23 protein-coding genes and 2 tRNA genes are annotated in these 22935 nt (G+C 68.3%); 16 read left to right on the top strand and 9 right to left on the bottom strand.

Annotated elements, in window-relative coordinates:
* Positions 1–4: 4 nt before the first annotated feature.
* From I7X12_RS17115 to I7X12_RS17090, 6 genes are all read left to right on the top strand, one after another.
* Entirely contained in the window at positions 5–586 is a 582-nt protein-coding gene (locus I7X12_RS17115; RefSeq protein ID WP_198061241.1) for an NADPH-dependent FMN reductase, read from the top strand.
* 111 nt (positions 587–697) lie between these two features.
* Complete coding sequence (locus tag I7X12_RS17110; RefSeq protein ID WP_198061240.1) at positions 698–2266, top strand: receiver/sensor box histidine kinase; 1569 nt, start codon at positions 698–700, stop codon at positions 2264–2266.
* A gap of 57 nt (positions 2267–2323) precedes the next feature.
* Positions 2324–2407: transfer RNA gene (locus tag I7X12_RS17105), tRNA-Leu, on the top strand.
* 295 nt (positions 2408–2702) lie between these two features.
* Complete coding sequence (locus I7X12_RS17100) at positions 2703–3713, top strand: nicotinate-nucleotide--dimethylbenzimidazole phosphoribosyltransferase (RefSeq protein WP_198061239.1); 1011 nt, start codon at positions 2703–2705, stop codon at positions 3711–3713.
* A 123-nt stretch (positions 3714–3836) separates the two neighbouring features.
* Positions 3837–4640: a diadenylate cyclase DacZ gene (dacZ, locus tag I7X12_RS17095; RefSeq protein WP_198061238.1), complete on the top strand. Its 804-nt coding sequence runs from the start codon at positions 3837–3839 to the stop codon at positions 4638–4640.
* Positions 4640–5428, top strand: a complete 789-nt coding sequence (locus I7X12_RS17090) for a mechanosensitive ion channel domain-containing protein (protein ID WP_198061237.1) — start codon at positions 4640–4642, stop codon at positions 5426–5428. The genes dacZ and I7X12_RS17090 overlap by 1 nt, the downstream gene beginning before the upstream one ends.
* 23 nt (positions 5429–5451) lie before the next feature.
* Here the strand turns inward: I7X12_RS17090 and I7X12_RS17085 are convergent, their stop codons facing one another.
* The 5 genes from I7X12_RS17085 to I7X12_RS17065 all read right to left on the bottom strand — a co-directional run bounded on the left by I7X12_RS17085 (position 5452) and on the right by I7X12_RS17065 (position 10203).
* Positions 5452–5925 (bottom strand): acyltransferase, encoded by a 474-nt coding sequence (locus tag I7X12_RS17085; RefSeq protein WP_232343159.1) that lies wholly within the window; start codon positions 5923–5925, stop codon positions 5452–5454.
* Between the two features lie 195 nt (positions 5926–6120).
* Positions 6121–7713: a DUF4397 domain-containing protein gene (locus I7X12_RS17080; RefSeq protein WP_198061235.1), complete on the bottom strand. Its 1593-nt coding sequence runs from the start codon at positions 7711–7713 to the stop codon at positions 6121–6123.
* Between the two features lie 525 nt (positions 7714–8238).
* Positions 8239–8309, bottom strand: a tRNA-Gly gene (locus I7X12_RS17075).
* A 196-nt stretch (positions 8310–8505) separates the two neighbouring features.
* On the bottom strand, positions 8506–9165 hold the full coding sequence (locus tag I7X12_RS17070; protein WP_198061234.1) for a class I SAM-dependent methyltransferase: 660 nt from the start codon (positions 9163–9165) through the stop codon (positions 8506–8508).
* Between the two features lie 3 nt (positions 9166–9168).
* Positions 9169–10203: a tyrosine--tRNA ligase gene (locus I7X12_RS17065; protein ID WP_198061233.1), complete on the bottom strand. Its 1035-nt coding sequence runs from the start codon at positions 10201–10203 to the stop codon at positions 9169–9171.
* 183 nt (positions 10204–10386) lie between these two features.
* Between I7X12_RS17065 and I7X12_RS17060 the strand changes: the two genes are divergently transcribed.
* The gene (locus I7X12_RS17060) at positions 10387–11838 is read left to right on the top strand and encodes an RAD55 family ATPase (protein WP_198061232.1); all 1452 of its coding nucleotides are present in this window, start codon (positions 10387–10389) and stop codon (positions 11836–11838) included.
* 18 nt (positions 11839–11856) lie between these two features.
* On the opposite strand, the gene I7X12_RS17055 is transcribed toward I7X12_RS17060, so the two are convergent.
* Positions 11857–12114, bottom strand: a complete 258-nt coding sequence (locus I7X12_RS17055; protein ID WP_198061231.1) for an HAH_0734 family protein — start codon at positions 12112–12114, stop codon at positions 11857–11859.
* A gap of 205 nt (positions 12115–12319) precedes the next feature.
* Here I7X12_RS17055 and I7X12_RS17050 point away from each other — a divergent pair, with 205 nt between their 5' ends.
* From I7X12_RS17050 to I7X12_RS17020, 7 genes are all read left to right on the top strand, one after another.
* Positions 12320–13069 (top strand): potassium channel family protein, encoded by a 750-nt coding sequence (locus I7X12_RS17050; RefSeq protein WP_198061230.1) that lies wholly within the window; start codon positions 12320–12322, stop codon positions 13067–13069.
* Positions 13070–13208: 139 nt separating this feature from the next.
* Positions 13209–13493, top strand: coding sequence for a 50S ribosomal protein L44e (locus I7X12_RS17045; RefSeq protein WP_006883878.1), 285 nt, complete (start codon positions 13209–13211; stop codon positions 13491–13493).
* A gap of 2 nt (positions 13494–13495) precedes the next feature.
* Positions 13496–13669: a 30S ribosomal protein S27e gene (locus tag I7X12_RS17040; RefSeq protein WP_198061229.1), complete on the top strand. Its 174-nt coding sequence runs from the start codon at positions 13496–13498 to the stop codon at positions 13667–13669.
* Entirely contained in the window at positions 13669–14469 is an 801-nt protein-coding gene (locus I7X12_RS17035) for a translation initiation factor IF-2 subunit alpha (RefSeq protein ID WP_198061228.1), read from the top strand. The genes I7X12_RS17040 and I7X12_RS17035 overlap by 1 nt, the downstream gene beginning before the upstream one ends.
* Before the next feature lie 43 nt (positions 14470–14512).
* Positions 14513–14695, top strand: a complete 183-nt coding sequence (locus I7X12_RS17030) for an RNA-protein complex protein Nop10 (protein ID WP_198061227.1) — start codon at positions 14513–14515, stop codon at positions 14693–14695.
* A gap of 5 nt (positions 14696–14700) precedes the next feature.
* Positions 14701–15456 (top strand): proteasome assembly chaperone family protein, encoded by a 756-nt coding sequence (locus tag I7X12_RS17025; protein ID WP_198061226.1) that lies wholly within the window; start codon positions 14701–14703, stop codon positions 15454–15456.
* Positions 15457–15588: 132 nt separating this feature from the next.
* Positions 15589–16191, top strand: coding sequence for a J domain-containing protein (locus I7X12_RS17020; protein ID WP_232342892.1), 603 nt, complete (start codon positions 15589–15591; stop codon positions 16189–16191).
* A 267-nt stretch (positions 16192–16458) separates the two neighbouring features.
* Here I7X12_RS17020 and dnaK read toward each other — a convergent pair whose 3' ends face one another.
* On the bottom strand, positions 16459–18381 hold the full coding sequence (gene dnaK, locus I7X12_RS17015; RefSeq protein ID WP_198061225.1) for a molecular chaperone DnaK: 1923 nt from the start codon (positions 18379–18381) through the stop codon (positions 16459–16461).
* Positions 18382–18588: 207 nt separating this feature from the next.
* A complete protein-coding gene (locus I7X12_RS17010; RefSeq protein WP_198061224.1) occupies positions 18589–19305 on the bottom strand; it encodes a nucleotide exchange factor GrpE in 717 nt (238 codons plus the stop codon).
* Positions 19306–19445: 140 nt separating this feature from the next.
* Between I7X12_RS17010 and I7X12_RS17005 the strand changes: the two genes are divergently transcribed.
* Together I7X12_RS17005 and I7X12_RS17000 are read left to right on the top strand one after the other, a co-directional pair.
* Entirely contained in the window at positions 19446–20837 is a 1392-nt protein-coding gene (locus I7X12_RS17005; RefSeq protein ID WP_198061223.1) for a DEAD/DEAH box helicase family protein, read from the top strand.
* A 121-nt stretch (positions 20838–20958) separates the two neighbouring features.
* Positions 20959–22197, top strand: coding sequence for a cytochrome P450 (locus tag I7X12_RS17000; protein ID WP_198061222.1), 1239 nt, complete (start codon positions 20959–20961; stop codon positions 22195–22197).
* Positions 22198–22257: 60 nt separating this feature from the next.
* On the opposite strand, the gene I7X12_RS16995 is transcribed toward I7X12_RS17000, so the two are convergent.
* Positions 22258–22884 carry a hypothetical protein gene (locus tag I7X12_RS16995; protein ID WP_198061221.1) on the bottom strand — a complete coding sequence of 209 codons (627 nt, stop codon included), beginning with the start codon at positions 22882–22884 and terminating at the stop codon, positions 22258–22260.
* Positions 22885–22935 lie beyond the last annotated feature (51 nt).

Below are 22935 nucleotides of genomic sequence, written 5' to 3'. Positions count from 1 at the left end.
CGGTATGCCAGACCGACCCCACGTCGTCGCTCTCTGCGGCAGTCTCCGCGAGGAGAGCTACACGCGCAAGGCACTGCGAATCGCGCTCGACGAGGCCGAGAACCGGGGTGCCAGCGTCGACCTGTTGGACCTTCGGGAGCTGGACCTGCCCCTGTTCGACGGCGACGACCGCGACGCCGGTGACGCCGCGGAACTGCGCGAGCGAGTGAGACGGGCGGACTCGGTCGTCCTCGGGACGCCCGTCTATCACGGGTCGTACTCGTCGGTGCTCAAGACCGCGCTGGACTACTGCGGGTTCGACGAGTTCGAACACGCCACCGTCGGCTTGCTCTGTGTCGCCGGCGGATCCTTCCCGATCACCTCGCTGGACCACCTGCGGTCGGTCTGCCGGGCTCTCAACGCCTGGGTCGTCCCGCACCAGGTCGCGCTCCCGACGGTTCGGTCGAAGTTCGACGGCGAGCGGCTGCGCGAGGAGCGCGACGCCGAACGCGTGCGGACGCTGGGCCGGCGCGTCGTCGAGTACGCGAACATCGAGCCCGACCCGGCCTGCCCGGAAAGTCTAGAGAACGTCGGTGCGACCCACTGACGCCGACGGGGTGGAACGGAACAGCGCGGGTCGGCGCGGGACTGAGCGACGCTATCAGTTCCGGCAACCAGGCCGATACATGTAAACGAGCGGGGGACACAGTGGTGGACAATGAGCGACGGGGTGCGGGTACTGTGGGTCGGCGAGCGGTCGGCGACCGAGGGGGAAACGGGGCCGGACGGGACCGGCGGCCCCGAACGGCTGGAGCGGGCCGGCTACGCGGTCGTCCGGTCGTCGCCCGAGTCGGCCGCAGCCGCGGTCGCAGCCGAGCGACCCCGGTGTGCAGTCTGCGACACCGACGCGCGCTCGGCGATCGAAGCGGTCGAGACGGTCGAAGCGGTCGAGGAGAGCGAGCACGCTCCGCCGGTCGTCGTGTTCGCACGCGCCGGCGACGAGTCGCTCGCCCATCGGACGGTCGCCGCCGGCGCCGACGAGTACGTGCCCGCGTCGTCGGACCGTGCGCTCGTAAGCGCCGTCGACCGCGCGATCGAACGCGATGGTGCCAACGAGCGCGACCGGGGGGCGAAGCGGCGACTCGACGCGCTGTTCGCCGACACGCCGGACCCGGTCATCGAGTACGCGTTCGTCGAGGGCGAACCCGTCGTCGAATCGGCCAACCGGGCGTTCGTCGAGACGTTCGGCTACGAGCCGGGGGTCGCCGTCGGCGAACCGCTCAACGACCTGGTCGTGCCCGAGGGAAAGGGCGACGAGGCGGCGTCGCTCGACGAGCGAGTCCGCGCCGGCGAGCGCCTCCACGTCGAGATCGAGCGCGAGACCACCGACGGGAACCGTGAGTTCCTCTTCCGGAACATCCCCGTCGAGTCCGGCGAGCGGCCCGTCGGCTACGCGGTCTACGTCGACATCACCGACCAGAAGGAGCGCGAGCGCCAGTTGCGCGAGCAGAACGACCGGCTCAACGAGTTCGCCAGCGTCATCGGTCACGACCTACGCAACCCGATGGGCGCGGTGAAACACCGTATCGAGATGGCTCGCCAGACCGGCGACGAGCGCCACCTCGACGACGCCCTCTCGGCGCTCGACCGGATGGACGAGCTGCTCCGTGACCTCCTCCAGATGGCTCGCCAGGGTGAGGAACTCGGGAAGACCGAGCCAGTTTCGCTCGACGCGGTCGCTCGCAGCGGCTGGGACCACGTCGCCACCGGCGAGAGCTCGCTGGTCGTCACCGACGACGCGACGGTCGTCGCCGACCGCGGCCGGTTGACACAGTTGCTGGAGAACCTGTTCGTCAACGCCGTGGAACACGGTTCCACGAGCCCTGCTTCGCAAGCTCAGCAGGACGCCGTGGAACACGGTTCCACGAGCCCTGCTTCGCAAGCTCAGCAGGACGCCGTGGAACACGGCCCGACGAGCCCCCAATCGCACGCTCCCGAGGACGCGGCCGACCACGGGGCCACCGGCGACGGACGCGGGACGGTAGAGGTCAGGGTCGGCGTCGACGGCCGCGGGTGTGTCGTCGTCGAAGACGACGGCCGGGGTATCCCGGCCGCGGACCGCGGGGACGTGTTCGAGTCCGGCTACTCGACGACCACCGACGGGACCGGGTACGGCCTGGCGATCGTCCGGCAGGTCGCGCGCGCTCACGGCTGGGAGGCCGCGGTGACCGAGAGCGACGACGGCGGCGCTCGCTTCGAGTTCCGCGGCGTCGAGTTCGCCGACTGACCGCTCCGTCGAGGCAAACGACACCTTCTTGTCGCCGTCGGGGATACCGTCGACTGGGCGCGGGTAGCCAAGCCAGGAAACGGCGCAGCGCTTAGGACGCTGTCCCGTAGGGGTCCGCCGGTTCAAATCCGGTCCCGCGCACTGAACGGAGAATCGCGAGCGTAGCGAGCGGTTCGGAGTGAGAGAACAGGACCGGATATGAACCCTACCAGTCGCGCGCAGCGAGCGTTGCGAGCGAGCACGTCTGGGTCCGGTTCGGATCCGGTCCCGCGCAGTTTGCTGCGAGCAACACGCGGCGGACGTACTCGGCTGCCCGACCGCTACTCTCGAACGGCCGACACCGGTGCCGACGGAGTTAACCGCTCGCCGCCGAATCCGACGGTATGACCGACCGAGTGGGTAGAGAGTTCGACCGCGCTCCACGGAGGACCGAGTAGTGCGGGTAGTGCTGGCCGTCGGGACGACGGAGACGGCGACGATCGACGGGATCAGCGCGGCCGGGGCGGACGCCGACGCGATGGTCCACACGCCGAGCGCCGACGCGGAGATCGTGAGCTACGGCGAGCCGATCCGGGCGCCGGTCGTGCCGGTGAGTCCGACCGGGACGCCGACGCCGGCGCTGGTGACCCGGGCCGTGCGGGATCTGGTTGATTTCGACCTGACCGTCGTCGACGCCGGCCTGGCCGAGCCGACGGGCGCGCCGACGGTGACCGTGGGTGCCAGACCCGGAGGCGACGTCCGCGAGGAAGACCCGGTCTCGACGGCGCACGGCGCCTTCGAGGCGGCGCGACAGTTCGGGCGGGCGCTCCCGGACGAGGCGATCTATCTCGGCGAGTCGATCCCCGGCGGGACGACGACCGCGCTGGGCGTCCAGGCGGCGCTGGGCGAGCGCGAAGGCCGGGGGGCGGGGGTCGGTGTCTCCTCCTCGCTCCCGGAGAACCCACTCGAGCGAAAGCGCGAGGTGGTCGCCGAGGGCCTGGTGACGAGCGGTCTCGACGAGGGGGCGGCGGCGGGCGAGCCGAAGGTCGCGCTCCGACGGATGGGTGATCCGGTACTCGCCGTGGTCGCGGGGACCGCGCTGGGCTGTCTGGAGACCGACACGGCGGTGACGCTGGCCGGTGGGACCCAGATGGCGACGGTGGCGACGCTGGTGCGCCACGCCGGCGTCGAGGGGCGGCTCGAACTGGCGACGACGAGCTTCGTGGCCGCGGACACCTCGGTTGACCTCGACGCCGTCGCCGAGTCGCTGGACCTGTCGGTGACGGTCACCGACCCGGGGTTCGACGAGGGCGACCATCCGGCGTTCGACGGCTACGTCCGCGGTGAGGCCAAGGAGGGCGTCGCGATGGGCGGTGCGCTCGCGCTCGCCCGCGCCACCGGCGTCCCGATGGCCGACGTTCGCGACCGCGTGCTGTCGCGCTACCAGGCGCTCCCAGAATTATCATAGTAGTGTCTTTTCAGACGCCTCCGATGGTCGCGGACCAGCAGTTCTGCCACCACGCAAGACGAACGCGTGACATGGGTCAGACGTGCCGAAACGCTTTTTCCTGTCGGATGAGTTGATACGACAATGACCGGGCTCGACGAGTTTCTGGAGGAGTTGGTCGCCGACGCGGACGCGGTCTGTCTGTTCTCGCCGGGGAAGTCTCACTACGAGACGCTGGCCGGCGACGACGTGGTCGTGGTCGGACCGGACAACGACGTAGAGGCCGACGCGTTCGTGCAGTTGCCGCTGGAGTTCGAGGACTTGCGCGACCGGATCCGCTTCGGCGTCGAGGGGGCCGTCGACCACGGCTACGTCGACGAGGACGCCGACCTGGTCTGTCTCGCGAAGGTGTTCGGCGAGGACGCCGACACGGTCGCGCGGGTCCGCGCCGACGAGTTCGAGAAGTCGGGCGTCTACGACCTGTTCGCCAACTCGCGGGCCGAGCCCTCGGTGATCAGGGATGTCCTCGAGGTCGCGGTCGAACTCGGCAAGAAGGGTCAGAAGGGCAAGCCCGTCGGCGCGTTGTTCGTCGTCGGCGACGCAGGAAAGGTGATGAACAAGTCGCGGCCCCTCTCGTACAACCCCTTCGAGAAATCGCACGTCCACGTCGGCGACCCGATCGTGAACGTGATGCTCAAGGAGTTCTCGCGGCTCGACGGCGCCTTCGTCATCTCCGATTCGGGGAAGATCGTCTCCGCCTACCGGTATCTCGAACCCTCCGCCGAGGGGGTCGACATCCCGAAGGGCCTGGGCGCGCGCCACATGGCTGCCGGCGCGATCACGCGGGATACGAACGCTATCGCGATCGTCCTTTCGGAGAGCGACGGGCTGGTACGGGCGTTCAAGGCGGGTGAACTCATTCTGGAGTTGGATCCGGAGGCGTACTGATGCAGATCGAGTGGCCACAAGTCATCCGGTCGGTGTTCTCCGAGCGCGGGGCGTTTGCCGCCTCGATCGCCGTCCTGTTCGTCGGCGTGATCGGGAGCTACATCGTCTGGCGGTGGACGCGGACGTTCCTGCGGAGCGCCGGTGTCTCCGACGCGGTCGAAGGAACGCCGTTCGAGCGCACGGCCAGAAGTTTCGGCACGTCGACGGTCGGCATCGTCTCGACGATCGCGGCCGTCTTCGCCTACGTCCTCGCCATCGTCCTCGCGGTGAACCTCGCGCAGCTGGGCAACCCCGACCTGTTCTGGCAGCGGTTCACCGGGTTCCTCCCGAGTCTGTTCGTCGCCGCTTTCGCGCTCATCATCGGCCTGGTCGTCGGCGACAAAGCCAAGCTCTCCGTCGGCGAGCGCCTCCGGAGCGTCAAGCTTCCGGAAGTCAGCATCATCCCCGAACTCGTCAAGTACAGCATCTTCTACGTCGCCATCCTGATCGCGCTCGGCCAGCTCGGTGTCGAAACGATGGCGCTCGTCGTCCTGTTGGGCGTCTACGCCTTCGCCGTCGTCGTCGTGGCGCTCGTCGCGTTCTGGGACCTGCTCCGCTCGGCCGCCGCGGGGATCTACCTCCTGCTACGGGAACCGTACAGCATCGGCGACCGCGTCCGCATCGACGACAACGAAGGCATCGTCCAGGAAGTCGACGTGTTCACCACGCGCATCGAGAGCGACGGCGAGGAGTACATCCTCCCGAACCAGACGGTCTTCGCGAGCGGTATCGTCCGTATCCGAGACTGAGTCCACCGGCCCCGACCACTCGCTCAGTCTCCATCCTGAACGGTCGCCGGGACGCCCGCGACCGTCGCGCCGGGCGGCACGTCTTCGGTGACCAGCGAGTTGGCGGCCACCTGGGCGCCCGCACCCACCTCGACCCCCGGGAGGACGACGGCGCCGGCCCCGACCATCGCCCGTTCACCGATGACGACTTCGCCCGTGCGGTACTCGTCCTGGAGGAACTCGTGACAGAGGACGGTCGCGTCGTAGCCGACGATCGCGTGGTCTTCGACCGTGATGAGATCCGGCCAGAACACGTCGGGGGTCGACTCCAGTCCCCATGCGACACCCGCTCCGACGGTGACGCCGATGCGACGCAACAGCCAGTTTTTCAACCGCATGCTCGGACACACTCGACAGGCCAGGACGACGACGTAGTTGACCATCACCCGCAGCGGGTGGCGGGCGTCGGTCCAGTGGAAGATGGAGTTGTACGGCCCCGCAGTCGGGTGTCGAGTCACCCGACCGTAGCGCGGGTTCGACTCGTCGACGGCCTTCTCCGGCCCTGACTGGTCGCCGCGAGCGGCGTCGCTAACCGTCCGGTCGTCGTCGCCGTTCGTTCGCGTGTCGTCGCTCACGCTCGAGCGTTCGCACGCTGCTATCTTGAATCTCTTCACATCGCTCGACACCGCTCAAAAAAAGTCTCGTTCGTGAGTCTACGCGCCGGCCTCGGTCGCCGTCTCCGTCGGCGTTCCGACGCCTGTGTCGGTAGCCGTCTCGGTATCGGTTTCCGTGTCGGTTTCCGTTTCGGTATCGGTCGCCGTCTCGGTGTCGGTTTCCGTCTCGGTATCGGTCGCCGTCTCGGTGTCGGTTTCCGTCTCGGTATCGGTCGCCGTCTCGGTGTCGGTTTCCGTCTCGGTGTCGGTGGCCGTCTCGGTGTCGGTGGCCGTCTCGGTGTCGGTGGCCGTCTCGGTGTCGGTGGCCGTCTCGGTGTCGGTGGCCATGTCGGTCGCCACCTCGGGCAGGGAGACGGTTAGAGTCGCATCTTCAGCCGGAATCGTGACGAACGAGGAGCCGGCAGGCGCCTCGTCGGGATTGGCGTAGCCAGCTGCAAACACCGAATAGGCGGTACCACCCTCGAGACCTGGCAGGTTGACGGTAGCGAGCACCTCACCGGTCTCGTTGTTACGGAGTTCGACCGTGTAGTCACCGGCCGGGACGTTCACGTAGTCAGTAGCGTTGCGGAACGAGAGGTTCCGCGCGAGGTAGGTCTCGTCGCTCTCCTGTTGTGCAGGCATTAGGTTGTCGATGCCGACGGTGTCGGTGGCCGTTCCGGCCCCGCCCGCTTCGGTTGCGGTCTCGGTCGCACCGAAGGGCGTCGACGTTGCCGTCCCGGTCGCCGTGGCGAAGTCGGTGGCCGTCTCCGTCTCGGTCGCCGTAGCGAAGTCGGTGGCCGTCTCCGTCTCGGTCGCCGTAGCGAAGTCGGTGGCCGTCTCCGTCTCGGTCGCCGTTTCGGTCTCCGTCTCGTTCTCGGTCGCCGTTTCGGTCTCCGTCTCCGTCTCGGTCGCCGTTTCGGTCTCCGTCTCGTTCTCGGTCGGGCCTTCGGTTACGACGACGTCGACCGAGGGCGCGTCCGGCGAGAGGTGGACGATGCTCACCGCAGCGGTATCGTTGTCCGGTTCCCAGGCGTTGTCCTCGAAGAGGACCGGCTCGAACTCGGTTTCGGACCCGGTCGTGAACTCGCCGCTGGCGGCGAGCGTCCCGACCGTCCGCGGTTCGAGCGTCAGGTTGCCTTCGAACAGGACGCTACTCGACTGGTTCGCGGCCGTGATGGTCGCGGTGTAGTTGCCGCCGTCCAGCGCCAGGTATCCGGTCACGTCACCGAACTCCGCGCCTTCGACGACAGTCTCGTTGTCTATCGCCACGTCGACCGCGGGCGCGTCGGGCGAGAAGTGCCCGATCCGCAGGTACGACGTCTCCTGGGTCTGTGTGGTCGTCTCTTCCTGTGCCGAGAACGACGCCGCTCCGCTCGCCGCGAGCGCGCTCACGACGAGTGTCAGCGCGACGGCTCCGACTATCGCTTTCGTGTATCTATCGTAAGTCATGCGACTGAGGACAAGGCCGAGATACACTTTGTTATCCTCCGCCCACGGACTCGCCGCGAAACGTAAGCTCGAGCAACCCCGTCCGGTCGCGGCCAGTCCGAACTTTGCATCACCGAATACCGGCCACGCCGGTTCCTCACACCGAACGGGCCCGGCCGGTCGTCGATTGGCTCCGCTTACCACCGGTAACAGCGCGTTACCCACGAGTGGCGTCCGACCGACCCACTCGTCTCGACCGAACGCTCCACGAGGCGCTCGTGAGCGTTCCCGAACAGTGCTGCGAAACCCGGTGCCGAGGCGTTGTGTGGGAGCCGCACGATTCGGCTCGTCTCCGCTTGGTACCGACCGGAAGCACCGCCCCTGAGGCGGCTTCGAGCGGATTGGGATGCGCCGGCCGGGAGTGAGCGAACGCCCCGCGTTCGCGAACATCGGGCGGCGCACGACCGAAGTGAGGAAAGAGTGCGCCGGCCGGGAGTGAGCGAACGCCCCGCGTTCGCGAACATCGGGCGGCGCACGACCGAAGTGAGGAAAGAGTGCGCCGGCCGGGAGTGAGCGAACGCCCCGCGTTCGCGGACATCGGGCGGCGCACGACCGAAGTGAGGAAAAAGTGCGCCCGCCGGGATTTGAACCGGATGGAGACATTCCTGCTCGGGCCTCCGGCCCTGCGCGGGCTGTGACTCCCAGGGTTCAAATCCTTGGCCTGCTCGTTCGCTCTCGTCGGTCGCTCACTGCGCCGGCCGGGATTTGAACCCGGGCCATGAGCTTGGAAGGCTCAGGTCCTACCACTAGACCACCGGCGCGCGTCGCGTCTCTCGCTTCGGGGGTCGCGAACGAACCGCGTTCGCTCACCACCGTCGCGCATCCGTTCGTTCTACACCCCGAAGTAAGGGTGTTTCCTTTCGACCCGGACCGATCGTGGCGGTGGGCGACCGTGGCGTCGTGGTCGGCCACCCCGTCGGGCGCCTGCCGGAGGTTCCGACACTGGGTCGTCGCGACTCACTCGGGTCGGACCGTACCGTAACAGTTCCCGCTAGAGACCTCGAAGTCGACCAGTTCCAGCCCACTCGCCTCGATATCGCGCCGAAACTCGTCGGGGTCGTAGATGTGGTAGAACCGCTCGACGCCCTCCCCACCGGGCAGCGTCCACTCCACCGAAGTATCGAACCCCTCGTCGGCGTCGAAGCGGTCGTGTTCGGTCGACCAGGCGCTGACGAGCGCACGCCCCTCGCGGGACAGCACTCGCGCCAGTTCGTCGAGCGCCACGACGCGCGATTCTCGCGTCGGCAGATGGGGCAGCGTCGCGACGAACACGGCGATGTCCACGCGATCGTTCCGAACCGGCAGCGAACTCGCATCAGCCTGTGCCAGTCCGTAGTCGAAGCCGCGTTCGGCCGACCGCTCACGCGCCGTCGCGAGCATCTCCCGGCTCAGATCCACGCCCAACGCTCGCTCACACCGCTCGGCGAGCAACTCCGTATGCCGGCCGTTACCGCAACCCACGTCCAGCCCGACCGCACCGGACCGGTCGTCGAGAAAGGTCTCGATCTCGGGCCAGGCGTACTCGCGGGTCTTCGAGAAGTGGGCGGCGATGCGGTCGTAGGTGGCGCGGACCGACCCCGTAGACGGTCCGTCTCCCGGCGATTCGTCGTCGGTCACTGCTCAGTCGTACTTCTCGGGGTAGGCCTCGGCGAGCAGTTCGGGCCGGTCGTTCAGTCGCTCGCGGATGGGGGCGACGACCTCGGAGATGGCCGCACCCGCCGAGGGCTTGAGATCGGCCGGATGGAGTTCGCCCGAGAGGAAGTCCGCCTCCAGCGAGCCGTAGTCCTCGTAGGTCAGGTCGCCGCCGTACTCCTCGGGGCGCTCGACGACGAACTCCTCGTCGCGCTCGTCGAGGATAGGGAAGACGAGGTACTCCATGTACTCCAGGACGCCGTTGTCCTCGCGCTCGCCGGCGGGACAGTACGCCTGTTCGATCTTCTCGACGACCTCGTCGTGGGAGTCGTTGAGGTTGACCTTCGAGGACTCGTCGGAGGCCGACATCTTCCCGCCCGAGAGGCCCGACAGCAGGGGGGCGAACATGCAGACGGGCGCGTCGCCGCCGTGGTCGGGGAGGATCTCTCGCGAGAGCATGTAGATGCCCCGCTGGTCGATGCCGCCGTAGGCCACGTCGGCGTCCAGCGCGTCCACGTCGAGGGTCTGCATGAGCGGGTAGAGCAGCCCGCCCAGTTTGGGTGAGTCGGACTCGCGGACGACTTCGCTGCCGGCCCGTTGAGCGCGGGAGATGGTCGTCTCGGCGGCCATCCGCAGGAGTTCGAGCGTGTAGTCCTCGCCGAGTTCGAAGTCGCTGCCGCGGGCGAACGATATCTGGTCGGCGTCGGCGCCGGCGGCGTCGATCATCGCCTCGATGGTCGCCTCGTAGTAGGCCGAGCGGGCCTCCAGCAGGTCGAAAGGGCTCTTGTTGTCGTCGAGGTGGGCGTGGAGGTCGGCGATCAGGACGGTCACGTCCATCCCGGCGCCGAGGAAGTCGGCGAGCTTGCGCATCGTCGTGAAGTGGCCGATGTGCATCTCGCCGGTCGGGGCGTAGCCGATGTACACCGACGGCTCCCCGTCGTCGAACAGCTCCTCCAGCTCCGATTCCTCGACGACCTCCGCCGTGTTGCGGGTCGCGAGTTCGAATCGCTCGGCCGTGTCCATACCGAGTCGTCGCCCCGGCCGACAGTAAAGCGTTTCTTTCGGGTGGGAGCCGCCCTCACCGCCGCGGCTCGTTCGTCCCCGCCGACGGTCGGCAGCGACCGCGACTACGACCACACCGCGAACAGCCGAGATACCACAGTAGTCTGCCAAATTGATTTACCGAACGAACCCCATTGAGAAACGATGGGCCTCTCGACCGGGTGCGAACGGCTGGACGAACTGCTCGGTGGCGGCGTGCCGGACAAGCGAAGCCTACTGGTCTCCGGACCGCCAGGGACCGGCAAGACGACGCTGGGCATGCAGTTCCTCGAGGCCGGACTCGACGCGGGCGAGGACTGTCTGTTCGTCAGTACCGAACAGACCGTCGATGAACTCGAAGACACCTTCGAGCCGTACCCGTTCGACCTGGGCCACGAGGGCCTGACCGTCATCACCGTCCACTGCGAGCCCGGAGACACGATGGAACGGGACGACGACCTGGTCGTCCGCACGCTGGAGGGCGGCGACCGCGCGGTCGCCGAGTGGTTCGACCTCCCCTTTACTCGGGAGAACGTCGTCCACTACCTCTCGGAGTACGGCCCGAAAGACCGCATCCTGCTCGACAGCCTCTCGGGGTTGCGACCGATCGCCGCCGACGAGGTCTCGTTCTGGCGCTCGACGTACGACCTGATTCGTCTGTTTTCCGACACTTTCGACGCCACGTCGCTGTTGACTGCCGAGGACGGCGGGACCGGTGACGGCGTCGCCAGCGACCTGTTGCGGTACGCGACGCACGGGGTGATCGAGCTGTCGTCGGTCGAGCGCGCGAACCAGCGCCACACGTTCCTGCGTGTCGGAAAGCTCCGCGGGCGCGACCACGACACTCGCAGACACAAACTCGTCCTCGGCGCCGACGGCGCGACCGTCCAGCCGACCCAGCGCACGCCACCGAGCGAACTCCTCGGCCACGACCACCTCTCGACCGGGATCGACGCGCTCGACGGGTTACTTGGCGGTGGGCTCGTCCGCGGCGGGTTCACCCTCCTGTCGCACGACGGCACCACCGGCTACTACGCGATCAACGCGCGGATGCTCGCGAGCGCTATCGAGGCGGGGATGGCCGCGGCCGTCGCCCTCCCCGCGGAGGTATCGCTCTCCCGGCTCGACCGCTACTGGAGCGACACCGACTGGACCGTCGAGGGGCTGCTCGACGACGACCGGCTGTTCGTCCTCGAACTCGCCGAGAGCAACGGGGACGACCACCGCAACGTCCTCACCTACGACGAGGAGGAGCGCGACTGGCGCCGATTGAGCGAGTGCTGCTACGAGCGCAGCGGTGACCGACCGCTGTTCGCCTTCGTCGACACCGAACCACTGCTCGAACAAGTGTCGCGCCAGCGCGTCAGGGACGTGCGCTACCACGCCGCGGCCCACCACACCGACGAGGACGATATCGTCGTCTACACCATCAATCCGGCCGTCCAGGACACGTCGCTCGTCGAGTTCCTCGTCGACACGAGCCGCCAGACGATCCGGATCGAACGGGGCGACGACGGTATCGAGTGGCTCACCCTCCGCAAGTCACCGACCGGCTCGCCGGGGACGAGCACGGTGGTGGCCTACGACGAGACGCCGCCGTACGTCGACCTCGTCTGACCTCGGAAAACGGGTAGCTCAGGCGCTGGGTTTCTCGACGACTTCGACCGCTTCGGCGTCGACCGCCTCGGTGTCGAGGAAGTTGGGGATGTACTCGCGGCGCTGATAGGTGTCGCGCTCGTCTTCGCTGCCCACGGTACACCACAGCTGGGGGCGGTCGGGGCCGTGCCAGTCGCCCTGGCGCGCGACGCCGAAGACGACCAGCTCCTCGCCGTCGACAGAGATGACGGCGTCCTTCCGGAATCCGGGGTCACCGTGGACGATGAGCTTCTTCATGCCCGACGATTCGACGGAGGCGTACTTAGTGACTTCGAACGAGTGCCGCCCCAGCGGCCCGAGCGCGGGCGATCCGCGGCCAGGGCTCGCCCGATGGCGACCGACCACGGACCGCCGTCCGGCGTCGAAGGTCCCGGGAATCGTCCAAGGGGACATTATGTCTTAACAGGTGAGACTTATCAGCGCCGCCGAGAGCCAGGGAACCGTGGCAGGCGAGTACGTCCGAGCGCTGTTGAGTCGCCCCCTGACGCGCCGCGTCGGCCGCCCGGTCGCCGCGTTCGCGGCGCTGGTGGTCGCGGGCGTGGTCGGGTTCGGCGCTCTCGCGGGTGTCGGCGCCGTCGAGGCGCTGTTCTGGCTGCTCGACCCGACGAGCATCGAGATATTCGTCGCGTCCCACGACGCGCCGGCGCGGTCGCTGCGGGCGTTCGCACTCGTCGTCGAGTCGGGGCTGATCCTCGCGGGGCTGTGGATCGGCGAGACGGTCGTCTCGGCGACCTTCGGCGGACAGATCGGCAGGGAACTCAGAGGGATGCAGGTCGAACGCACCATCGAGAACACGGAGCATCACGTCGTCGTCTGCGGGTACGGCACCTTCGGCAAGACGATCGCACGACAGCTTCGCGACCGGGACCGACCGGTCGTCGTGGTCGAGACCGGTGACGGCCAGTACGAGCGCGCGCTCGACGACGGCCTCCTCGCCGTGCAGGGCGACGCCCGGCGCGAGGAACTGCTCGTCGAGGCCGGCGCCGAACGAGCCGACGCCGTCGTGGGTGCCGTCGACGACGCGAACGTCAACATTCAGGTCGCGATCACGACGGACGAACTCGCGCCCGACGCGCGAATCGTCGCCCGCGTCGGCGACGAGATGTACGAGTCGGTCGCCCGGCGCGCGGGTGCCGACGAAGTGATCGTCCCGGAGGTCGTCAGCGGCGAACAGGTGACGACCACGCTGTGATCGACGGCGAGACGCCCCGCATCGTGCGCATCGATCTCACACGAGAGGGGGCGCGAGCCGGCGATCTCGGGCGATCGCTCGGTGCGAACCAAACGGGTTTTAAGCGGGGATGTCCAAGCCGTCCGCAAGGTCGATATCTATGGAGATGCCACGCCGATTTAACACGTACTGTCCGCACTGCGACGAGCACAACGAACACGAGGTCGAGCGCGTTCGGAGCGGTCGCACCTCGGGGATGACGAAGGTCAACGGGCGCCAGGCCGAGCGCACGCGCTCGGGCTACGGGAACGCGGGCAAGTTCTCGAAGGTTCCCTCCGGTGGGAAACCGACCCAGAAGACCGATCTCAAGTACCGCTGTTCCGACTGCGGCAAGGCCCACCTCCGCGAGGGATGGCGCGCCGGCAAACTGGACCTTCAGGACTAACGATGGCAGGAAACTTCTTCAGCGTCGCGTGCCCGGACTGTGAGAACGAACAGATCGTCTTCGGCAAGGCCGCGAGCGAGGTCGCCTGCGAGGTCTGCGGGCACACGCTCGCCCGACCGACCGGCGGCAAAGCGACCATCGAGGGAGAGGTCCTCGAGACCGTCGAGGCACGATAATGAAATACAGCGGTTGGCCCGACCCCGGTGAGCTCGTGGTCGGACGCGTCGACGAGATCGAGGACTTCGGCGTCTTCGTCGACCTCCAGGAGTACGAGGACAAGCGCGGTCTCTGTCACATCAGCGAGGTCGCCTCCGGCTGGATCAAGAACGTCCGCGACCACGTCTCGGAGGGACAGACGGTCGTCGCGAAGGTGCTCGACGTCGATCAGGGGTCCCAGCAGATCGATCTCTCGATCAAGGACGTCAACGACCACCAGCGCAAGGACAAGATTCAGGAGTGGAAAAACGAGCAGAAGGCCGACAACTGGATGCTGCTGGCGTTCGGCGAGGACATCGACGACGAGACCTACGCCGCGATCGCAAACGAGCTGCTGGCCGCCTTCGGTTCGATGTACGAGGGCTTCGAGGAGGCCGCCATCCACGGCGAGGAGGCACTCGACGAGACGGATCTGGACGACGAGGAAGTCGAGGCCATCGTCGAGACCGCCCGCGAGAACGTCTCGGTGCCGTACGTCAACGTCACCGGCTACGTCACGCTGGAGTGTCCCAGCGGCGACGGCGTCGACGTGCTCAAGGAGGCGCTGCAGGCCGCCGAGGGCAACGGCGAGATCCCCGAGGAAGTGGAGCTCGACGTCACGTACGTCGGTTCGCCGGAGTACCGCATCCAGGTACGGGCGCCCGACTACAAGACCGCCGAGTCTCACCTCGAAGAGAGCGCCGACCGCGCCGTCGACGTCGTCGGCGACCACGGCGGCGCCGGGCGCTACCACCGCGACCGCGAGGTCGAAGCGGAGTAGCCTGCGGGCGCCACCGCGTCGGCAGTCCCGACTCAGTCCACCCATGAAATCCGACATTCTCGTCTGTTCGGCGTGGCGGTCGGCCCACGATCGGCCGCGGTACACGCTCTCGGACACCTGTCCCGACTGTGGCGCCGAGGCGGTCAACTCCGCGCCGGCACCGTTCTCGCCCGAAGACAGCTACGGGGAGTATCGACGCGCACTTAAGCAGCGGCGCCGCGACTAGGGCGCATGGACGAATTCGAACGCGAAGCGCTGGGGGACGTGGATCTCGACGACCCCGTACTGGTCGAGGGACTGCCCGGCGTGGGCCACGTCGGCAAACTCGCCGCCGAACACCTCCTCGAAGAGATCGAGAGCGAGCCCGTCGAGCGCGTCCACTCGACGCACTTCCCGCCACAGGTCAGCGTCGACGACGGCCGCACGGAGCTGGCGGGCGCGGAGTTCCACGCCGTCCGCCCCGAGGACGGCCGAGACATGCTCGTACTCACCGGCGACCACCAGGCCCAGGACAACCGCGGCCACTACGGCCTGACCGAGACCTTCCTCGACGTCGCCGACGACCACGGCGTCTCCCGCGCCTTCGCGTTGGGCGGCGTCCCGACCGGTGAACTCATCGAGGAGTACTCCGTGTTGGGCGCCGCGACCACCGACGAGGTCGTCGACGACCTCGAAGACGTGGGCGTCGAGTTCCGCGAAGACGAGCCGGCCGGCGGTATCGTCGGTGTCAGCGGCCTGCTGCTCGGTCTCGGAGAGCGCCGTGGCTTCGAAGCGGCCTGTCTGATGGGCGAGACCAGCGGCTACCTCGTCGACCCCAAGAGCGCACAGGCGGTCCTCGAAGTGCTCCAGGGAGTCGTCGACTTCGAGGTCGACTACGCCTCCCTAGAAGAGCGGGCCGACGAGATGGAAGAGGTCGTCCGCAAGATCCAGGAGATGGACCAGGGGACGCCGACGCCCTCCGACGAGGACCTGCGCTACATCGGCTGATCGCGGCGGTTCTCGCGCCAGACCGCGACGAGTCACTCGACGGTCGCCCCTCCCTCGTTCGCCTCCCGCCCGGGACCCGACCGACGATCCGCTGGCGAGACTTTGATAGTCGAGCGACGCCAACGGTCGCGCGTGGTACTCGACGCGCTGTTCGGGCTGCCCCGCTGGTTGCTCGTCGGGCTCGGCCTCGGCCTCGCCAGCAGCGTCCTCGCCGCCTGCCTGTTCGTCGCCGCCGACCGGCTGTTTCCGACGCGGCGACATCCCCACGGTCGCGAGGGCGGCGAGCGGCGCCGCCGGGTCGAATTGCGTGACTACCTCGACGCCATCGGGGAGGCCTACGCCGAAGAGCACCTCGTCGAGGGACAGTCGGTCGCTTTCTACCTCCCCGAGCGCGACGTAGCGATCACGTTCGACGCACAGGCGTACTACCGCATCGACCGCTCGCCGACCGTCCCCATACTCGTCGAGCACGAGATGCCCGGGGTCCACCTGGGCGACCGTCTGCCCTTCGAAGTGCCCGACGTCGACTTCGGTCCGGCCGAGCCGGCCGAGACCCGCGACCCCGCAACGGCCGCGTTCGACGAACTCGGCCTCGCGACGACGGCCAGCCTCGACGAGGTCAAAGCCGCCTACCGACGAAAGGTCAAGGAGACCCATCCCGACCAGGGCGGCGACGAGGACGAGTTCAAACGCGTCCGAGAAGCCTACACGACGGCCAAACGCCACGCGGGCTGACCGTCCTGCGTCCGCCGGTCACGGGACCCTCTCGCGACCGACGTACCGGGACGATACCGTCACCGGGACGTGCCGTTCGGTCCCGACTGACGGTCGCTCTCGGTACCCGTCCGTCGCCGTCGTCGGAGAGAGATCCGAAAGAAATCACCGTCTAAACTCGTTCCGAGACGCTCGGACTCGACGCCTCCGTCTGTCGAGTCGACGCGGGCGACGTCCGCCCTTACTCGTCGTCTCCGTCTGTCGAGTCGACGGCGAAGACTCGTCGTTTCAGTCCTCGTCCTCGTCGTCGACGTCCTCGAAGTCCGCGTCGACGTACTCCTCGCCCTGACCGCCGGCCGCGCCGCCGGCGCCAGCAGCACCGCCCGGCCCGGCGCCGCCCATACCGCCCATGCCGCCTGCGCCCGCCGCGCCGGCTGCGCCGCCGGCACCGGCCGCGCCCTCGGCGGCCTGGTCCTGGTACATCTGCTTGCCGATCTCCTGCAGCGCCTCGGCGAGGCTCTCGGTGGCTTCCGTGTACTCCTCGGTCTCGGCGTCCTCGTCTTCGAGAACCTCGCGGACCTCGTCGATCTCGGCCTCGATGTCCTCGACGAGTTCCGCGTCGACCTCGTCTTCGTTCTCCTCGAGCAGGGTCTCGGCGCGCTGGATCGTGCTCTCGGCCTCGTTGCGGGCTTCGATGCGCTCGCGGCGCTGCTCGTCCTCCTCGGCGTGCTCCTCGGCCTCCTGCTGCATCTCCTCGATCTGGTCGTCCGAGAGACCGGCGCCGCCCTCGATGGTGATGTTCTCCTCGTTGCCCGAGCCCTTGTCCTCGGCGGAGACGTTCACGATGCCGTTCTCGTCGATGTTGAACGACACCTCGATCTGCGGCGTGCCCGCGGGAGCCGGCGGGATACCCGAGAGCGCGAACTCGCCGAGCAGTTCGTTCTCCGAAGCGATCTCGCGTTCACCCTGGAAGACGCGGATCTGGACCTGGGTCTGGTTGTCCGCGGCGGTGGTGAAGATCTTCGACTCCTCGGTCGGGATGGTCGTGTTCTTCTCGATGAGCCGCTCGAAGAGACCGCCCTTGACCTCCACGCCGAGGCTGAGCGGGGTCACGTCGAGCAGGACGATGTCGTCGACGTCGCCGCTGAGGACGCCGCCCTGGATGGCCGCACCGAGCGAGACCGCCTCGTCGGGGTTGACGTTCTTCTTGGGCTCCTGGCCGGTCATCTCTTCGACGCGGTTCTGGACCTGTGGCATCCGCGTGGAGCCGCCGACGAGGATGACCTCGTCGATGTCGCCCTCGCCGTAGCCGGCGTCCTCGAGGGCCTGCTCCGTCGGGCCGACGGTCCGCTCGACGAGGTCCTCGCTCAGCGACTCGAACTTCGCGCGGGTGAGCTTCTCCTCGAGGTCGAGGGGTCCGTCGTCGGTCGTCGTGATGAACGGCAGGTCGATGCGTGTCTCCTTGCGGTTGGAGAGCTCGATTTTGGCCTCCTCGGCGGCCTCGGTGAGCCGCTGGAGCGCCTGGCGGTCGTCGCGCAGGTCGATGCCGTGCTCGTCGTGGAACTGCTCGGCGAGGTAGTCGATGATCGCGTGGTCCCAGTCGTCGCCACCGAGGTCGTTGTCACCGTTGGTGGCGACGACCTCGTAGACGCCGCCACCGAGGTCGAGGATGGAGACGTCGAAGGTGCCTCCGCCCAGGTCGTAGACGAGGACGGTCTGGTCGGACTCGTCGTCGAGGCCGTAGGCCATCGCGGCCGCGGTCGGCTCGTTGACGATGCGCTCGACCTCGAAGCCGGCGATCTCGCCGGCGTCTTTCGTCGCCTGGCGCTGGCGGTCGTTGAAGTACGCCGGGACGGTGATGACGGCCTTCTCGACGTCGTCGCCGAGGTACTCCTCGGCGTCGCGCTTGATCTTCTGGAGGATCATCGCCGAGACCTGCTCGGGCGTGTACTCCTCCCCGTCGAGTTCGACCGAGTAGTCGTCCTCGCCCATGTGCCGCTTGATGGACTGGATCGTCTCGTCGGGGTTCTTGACGGCCTGGTTCTTCGCGGGCTTGCCGACGAGACGCTCGCCGTCGTCGAACGCGACGACCGAGGGTGTCGTCCGCTCGCCCTCCTGGTTGACGATGATCTCGGGGTCGCCCCCCTCCATGACCGCGAACGCACTGTTCGTGGTCCCGAGGTCGATTCCGAGAATCTTGTTGCTCGCCATCTTACGCGTCTATACCCGATTGTGCCGGTTAAAAGTTGCTAGACGCGACCGACGGTGACCCCCTACAGACGCCCGGAAACGGCCGATCTGTGGCTCCGCTCCCGACACCGACCGGTGCCTATAAATCCGACCGCAATACGAGCGTAACGTCGCCGAAAAATCAACCCAAGTACAGGTTCGGCGCCGTCACCACGTCCGGCGGTGGCGTCACTCGGCGGGTCCGTCGCTGACGGTGACCTGCGCCTCGCGGATCACCTTGTCGGCCATGACGTAGCCCGGGCGATGGACCTCGGCGATGGCGTCTTCGGGCTGGTCCGAGTCGACGCGGACGAGCACCTCGTGGCGGTGCGGGTCCACGTCCTCGCCCGGCTCGGGTTCGACCACGTCGACGTTCTCCGCGTCGAACACGTCGTCGAACGACCGCAGCGTCGATTCGACGCCGCCGCGGATGTCGGCGTCCTCGTCCTGTTCGAGCGCGCGCCGGAGGTTGTCCCGCACGTCCAGCAGGCGAGTGACCAGGTCCTCGGTCGCCCGCTCGCGTTCCTCCTCGCGCCGTTTCTCCATCCGCTTCTTGAAGTTCTGGAACTCCGCCTGCTTGCGCTTGAGCTTGTCGGTCAGGTCGTCGAGCTCCTCTTCACGCGCGTCGAGCTGGTCCTCCAGACCGTCGACGCGCGTCCGCAGCGCCGCGAGCTCGTGGGCGACCGACTCGGGGTCGGACTCGGCGACCCGGTCGACTAGCTCCTCGTCGACGTCGACCGCGCCGTCGACCGTCGCTTCGCCGTGGGCGTCGCCGTCGCCCGCCTCCTCGGCGTCGATGACCTCGTCGGGCCGGACGGGGTCGTCGCTCGCGCCCCCCTCCTGCGCGGTCGCGCCTGGCTGCTCGTCTGCGGCCTCAGCGGGGTCGGACGCGTCCTGCTCGCTCATATCCCAAGCCAGTCGCCGCGGCGACAAAAGGGTTGAGAATCCGACCGACGACGGGTCGGCCGCTCCGCCTTCGCGACGGACACCGGCCGGGCGACCGCGGCCCGCACCGCTTAACTCCCGGGGAGCGGTATCCCGGGACAGTGACCGTCCGGCTCGTCTACGAGGAGGGCACCGTCCGGATCACCGGGAGCGACGCGCTCGGGGACCTGCCGTTCGTCGAACGGGACGCCCGCTCGAAGACCGGTCGAGCGCCTGCCTACCGCTACGTCGACCTCCTCGCTGCGCTGGAGGAACGCGGAATCGCCTACGAGGACCGTGTGTTCGACCTGCCGCCCCTCTCGCTCGACTCGACGTACGAACTCCGCGAGTACCAGCGCGACGCGCTCGACGACTGGGAAGGCGCCGACCGGCGAGGGGTACTCGAACTCCCCACGGGAAGCGGCAAGACCGTCGTCGGTATCGCGGCGATGGAAGCCATCGAGGCGCCGACGCTCGTCGTCGTCCCGACCATCGACCTGCTCGAACAGTGGCGCCGCGAACTCGAACGGGAGTTCGGCCGCGAGGTAGGCCAGCTGGGCGGCGGGGAGCAACGACTCGCCGACGTGACGGTGTCGACGTACGACTCGGCGTACCTCCGGGCGGACGAACTCGGCGACCGGTTCGGCCTCGTCGTCTTCGACGAGGTCCACCACCTCGGCGGCGAGGGCTACCGCGACATCGCCCGCCTGTTCGCCGCGCCCGCCCGGATTGGCCTGACCGCGACGTTCGAGCGCCCCGACGGTGCCCACGAGGCGGTCGAAGCGCTCGTCGGGCCGCTCGTCCACCGCGTCGCCGTCGACGAACTCGCCGGCGAACACCTCGCCGACTACGACATCAAGCGTCTGGAAGTCGAGCTGACGCCCGAGGAACGCGACGTGTACGAACGCCACCAGGAGACGTTCACCGACTACCTCGCCACGTCGGGCATCCAGATGCGAAGCGGCAGCGACTACCAGGAGCTCGTCAAGCGCTCCGGGAGCGACCCCCGGGCGCGAGAGGCGCTGCTGGCCAAACAGCGCGCCCGCGAGGTGATGATGAACGCCGACGCGAAGGTCGACCGGCTCGAAACGCTGCTCGACCGCCACCGAGACGACCGGATCATCGTCTTCACTGCCCACACCGACCTCGTCTATCGCCTCTCCGAGCGGTTCCTGATCCCGGCGATCACTCACGAGACCAGTGCGAACGAGCGCCGAGAGATACTGGAGCGGTTCCGCTCGGGCGAGTACTCGCGGGTCGTGACGGCGAACGTCCTCGACGAGGGGGTCGACGTGCCCGACGCCAACGTCGCGGTCGTCCTCTCGGGCAGCGGGAGCGAGCGGGAGTTCACCCAGCGGCTCGGGCGGATCTTGCGTCCGAAGGCCGGCGTCTCCGAGTCCGCGGACTCGGAGGCTCGAGAGGCGGCTGTGGCGCCTCTCGGCCAGCGGGCGCTACTGTACGAGATCGTGACCGAGGAGACCGCGGAGGAACGGGTGGCGCGACGGCGGCGGTGACGGCTCACACTTCCGGAAGCGTGCCCATTTGCGCCGCGAACAGGCCACGTACCGCCGGTCTACGTGCGAACTGGACCCGACCCGGCGGAGGGTTTAGCACGGTCGCACTCGAAGCACAGGTATGAGTTCGGCAGGTCCCCGGGGACTCCAGGGAGTCCCGGAAGCGCTGCAGGACCGCGAGTCCTGGCTCGACCCGTTCGACTGGTACCGACGCATGCGCGAGGAGGCGCCGGTCCGATACGACCCCGAGCGTCGCACCTGGGACGTCTTCCGGTACGAGGACGTCAAGCGTGCGCTCGACGACGACGAGACGTTCTCGGTCGACCCGAGTCGGGCCGACGACTTCGAGGAGCCGACCGAGCCGGGAGAGGGGCTCATCCTCGACACGATGCTGTTCGAGGACCCGCCGCGCCACGACGAACTTCGGGGCGTCGTGGACGACTGGTTCCAGCCCCGAACCCTCGCGGACCGCGAGTCACACTTCCGTGCACTGGCCGGCGAGTTGCTCGACGACGCCGTCGACGGCGGCGGAGAGCTGGACGTGGTCGCGGATCTCGCGTACCCGTTCCCGGTGACGGTCATCGCCGAGCTGCTCGGGATCCCGCCGTCGGACCGCGACCGATTCAAGCGCTGGTCGGACACCCTCGTGGCCGCCGCGAGCGACGACGAGGGCGCCGAGCGGTTCACCGAGCGCCAGCAGCGGAGCCAGATGGAGATGGGGCAGTACTTCCTGGAGGCGATCGAGGAGCGCCGTGAGAACCCCCGCGACGACCTGTTGTCGGTCATCGTCACCGAGGAGACCGACGCCGGGGAGCGCCTCTCTCACGAGGAGGCGCTCGGGACGTGTATGCTCCTGCTCGTCGCCGGCAACATCACCACGACGAACCTGATCGCCAACGCCGTGCGCACGTTCGCCGAGGAAGACGCCGACCTGTTCGAGCGGTTGCGCGGCGACGACCGCGCGCTCACCCGCGCCGTCGAGGAGGTGCTGCGGTACCGCTCGCCCGTCCAGGCGATGAGTCGCGTGGCGACCGAGGACGTGCGGATGGGCGGCGAGACGATCGCGGCGGGCGACCGCGTCGTCGTCTGGCTCGGCTCCGCGAACCGCGACGAGCGTCGGTTCGACGACGCCGACGCGTTCCGACCCGACCGGTCGCCGAACCAGCACCTCGGGTTCGGCCACGGCACCCACTACTGTCTGGGAGCGCCGCTGGCACGGCTGGAGGCCGAGGTCGCGCTCTCGGAACTGCTCGACCGCGTCGAGGGCGTGCGACTCGCCGAGACCACGCTCCAGCCGACCCGAAGCGCGTTCGTCTACGGCGTCGAATCGCTGCCGGTCCGGTACGACGAACGACGGTAGAGCGGGTCGCTACGACCGAGCGTCCGCGGCGCGCGCCACACCCCTGGCCCGCGAACTCGGCTACTCGCTCGAACTCGCGGTCGATCCGGTGGAGTCAGTCGACGCGGCGACCGCCGTCGCGGACGCACTCGGGTCCGTCGCCGTTCGGTCTACCCGGTCGGTCCGTGTTCCGGTTTCGGTAGCCACCCTGTCTTCTGGGTAGGGCGTCACGGTCCCGTCGGGGATCGGCGTCTCGGGTGGACCGGAGTCGAAAGAGATGGCGAAACCGGTCAGTTGGCCTTCCGTGATAGGGAAGCGGATCTCGAACAGGCCGCTGGCCTGGGGCTGGAGGACGACGTGTCGAGACGGGGAGAAAGTCCTGTCGCCGGCCTCGACGGTCACGGTCATCACCGCCTCGTGAGCGACGCCGACGCGATTGCGGACGGTCACTTCGACCACTAGGTCGCCGTTCTCGTCGGACCGGAACGTCCGCCCTGGGACGACGAACCGCTGCTGGTCGGGCGTCGGTTCGGCGTCGCCGTCGTCGCCACCGCCCCCCCTATCTCCACCGTCGCCGCCCTCCTCGGGAGTGGCGATCCCCTCGGGTGGTTCGGGTGCCGTCGCCGGCACCTCGCCGTCGGCCGTACAGCCCGCGCCCGCCCCCGCCGCGAGGGCAGCCAGCCCGCGCAGGACCGTCCGTCGTTGCATACTGCTCCCCCGAGTGCGGTCCGGTAAGTATCTTCCCGTCGGCCGTGGACG

This window comes from Halosimplex litoreum, assembly GCF_016065055.1.
Lineage (GTDB): Archaea > Halobacteriota > Halobacteria > Halobacteriales > Haloarculaceae > Halosimplex > Halosimplex litoreum.
The sequence above is the reverse complement of the archived record's forward strand: the minus strand, read 5'-3'. Positions and strand labels throughout refer to the sequence as shown.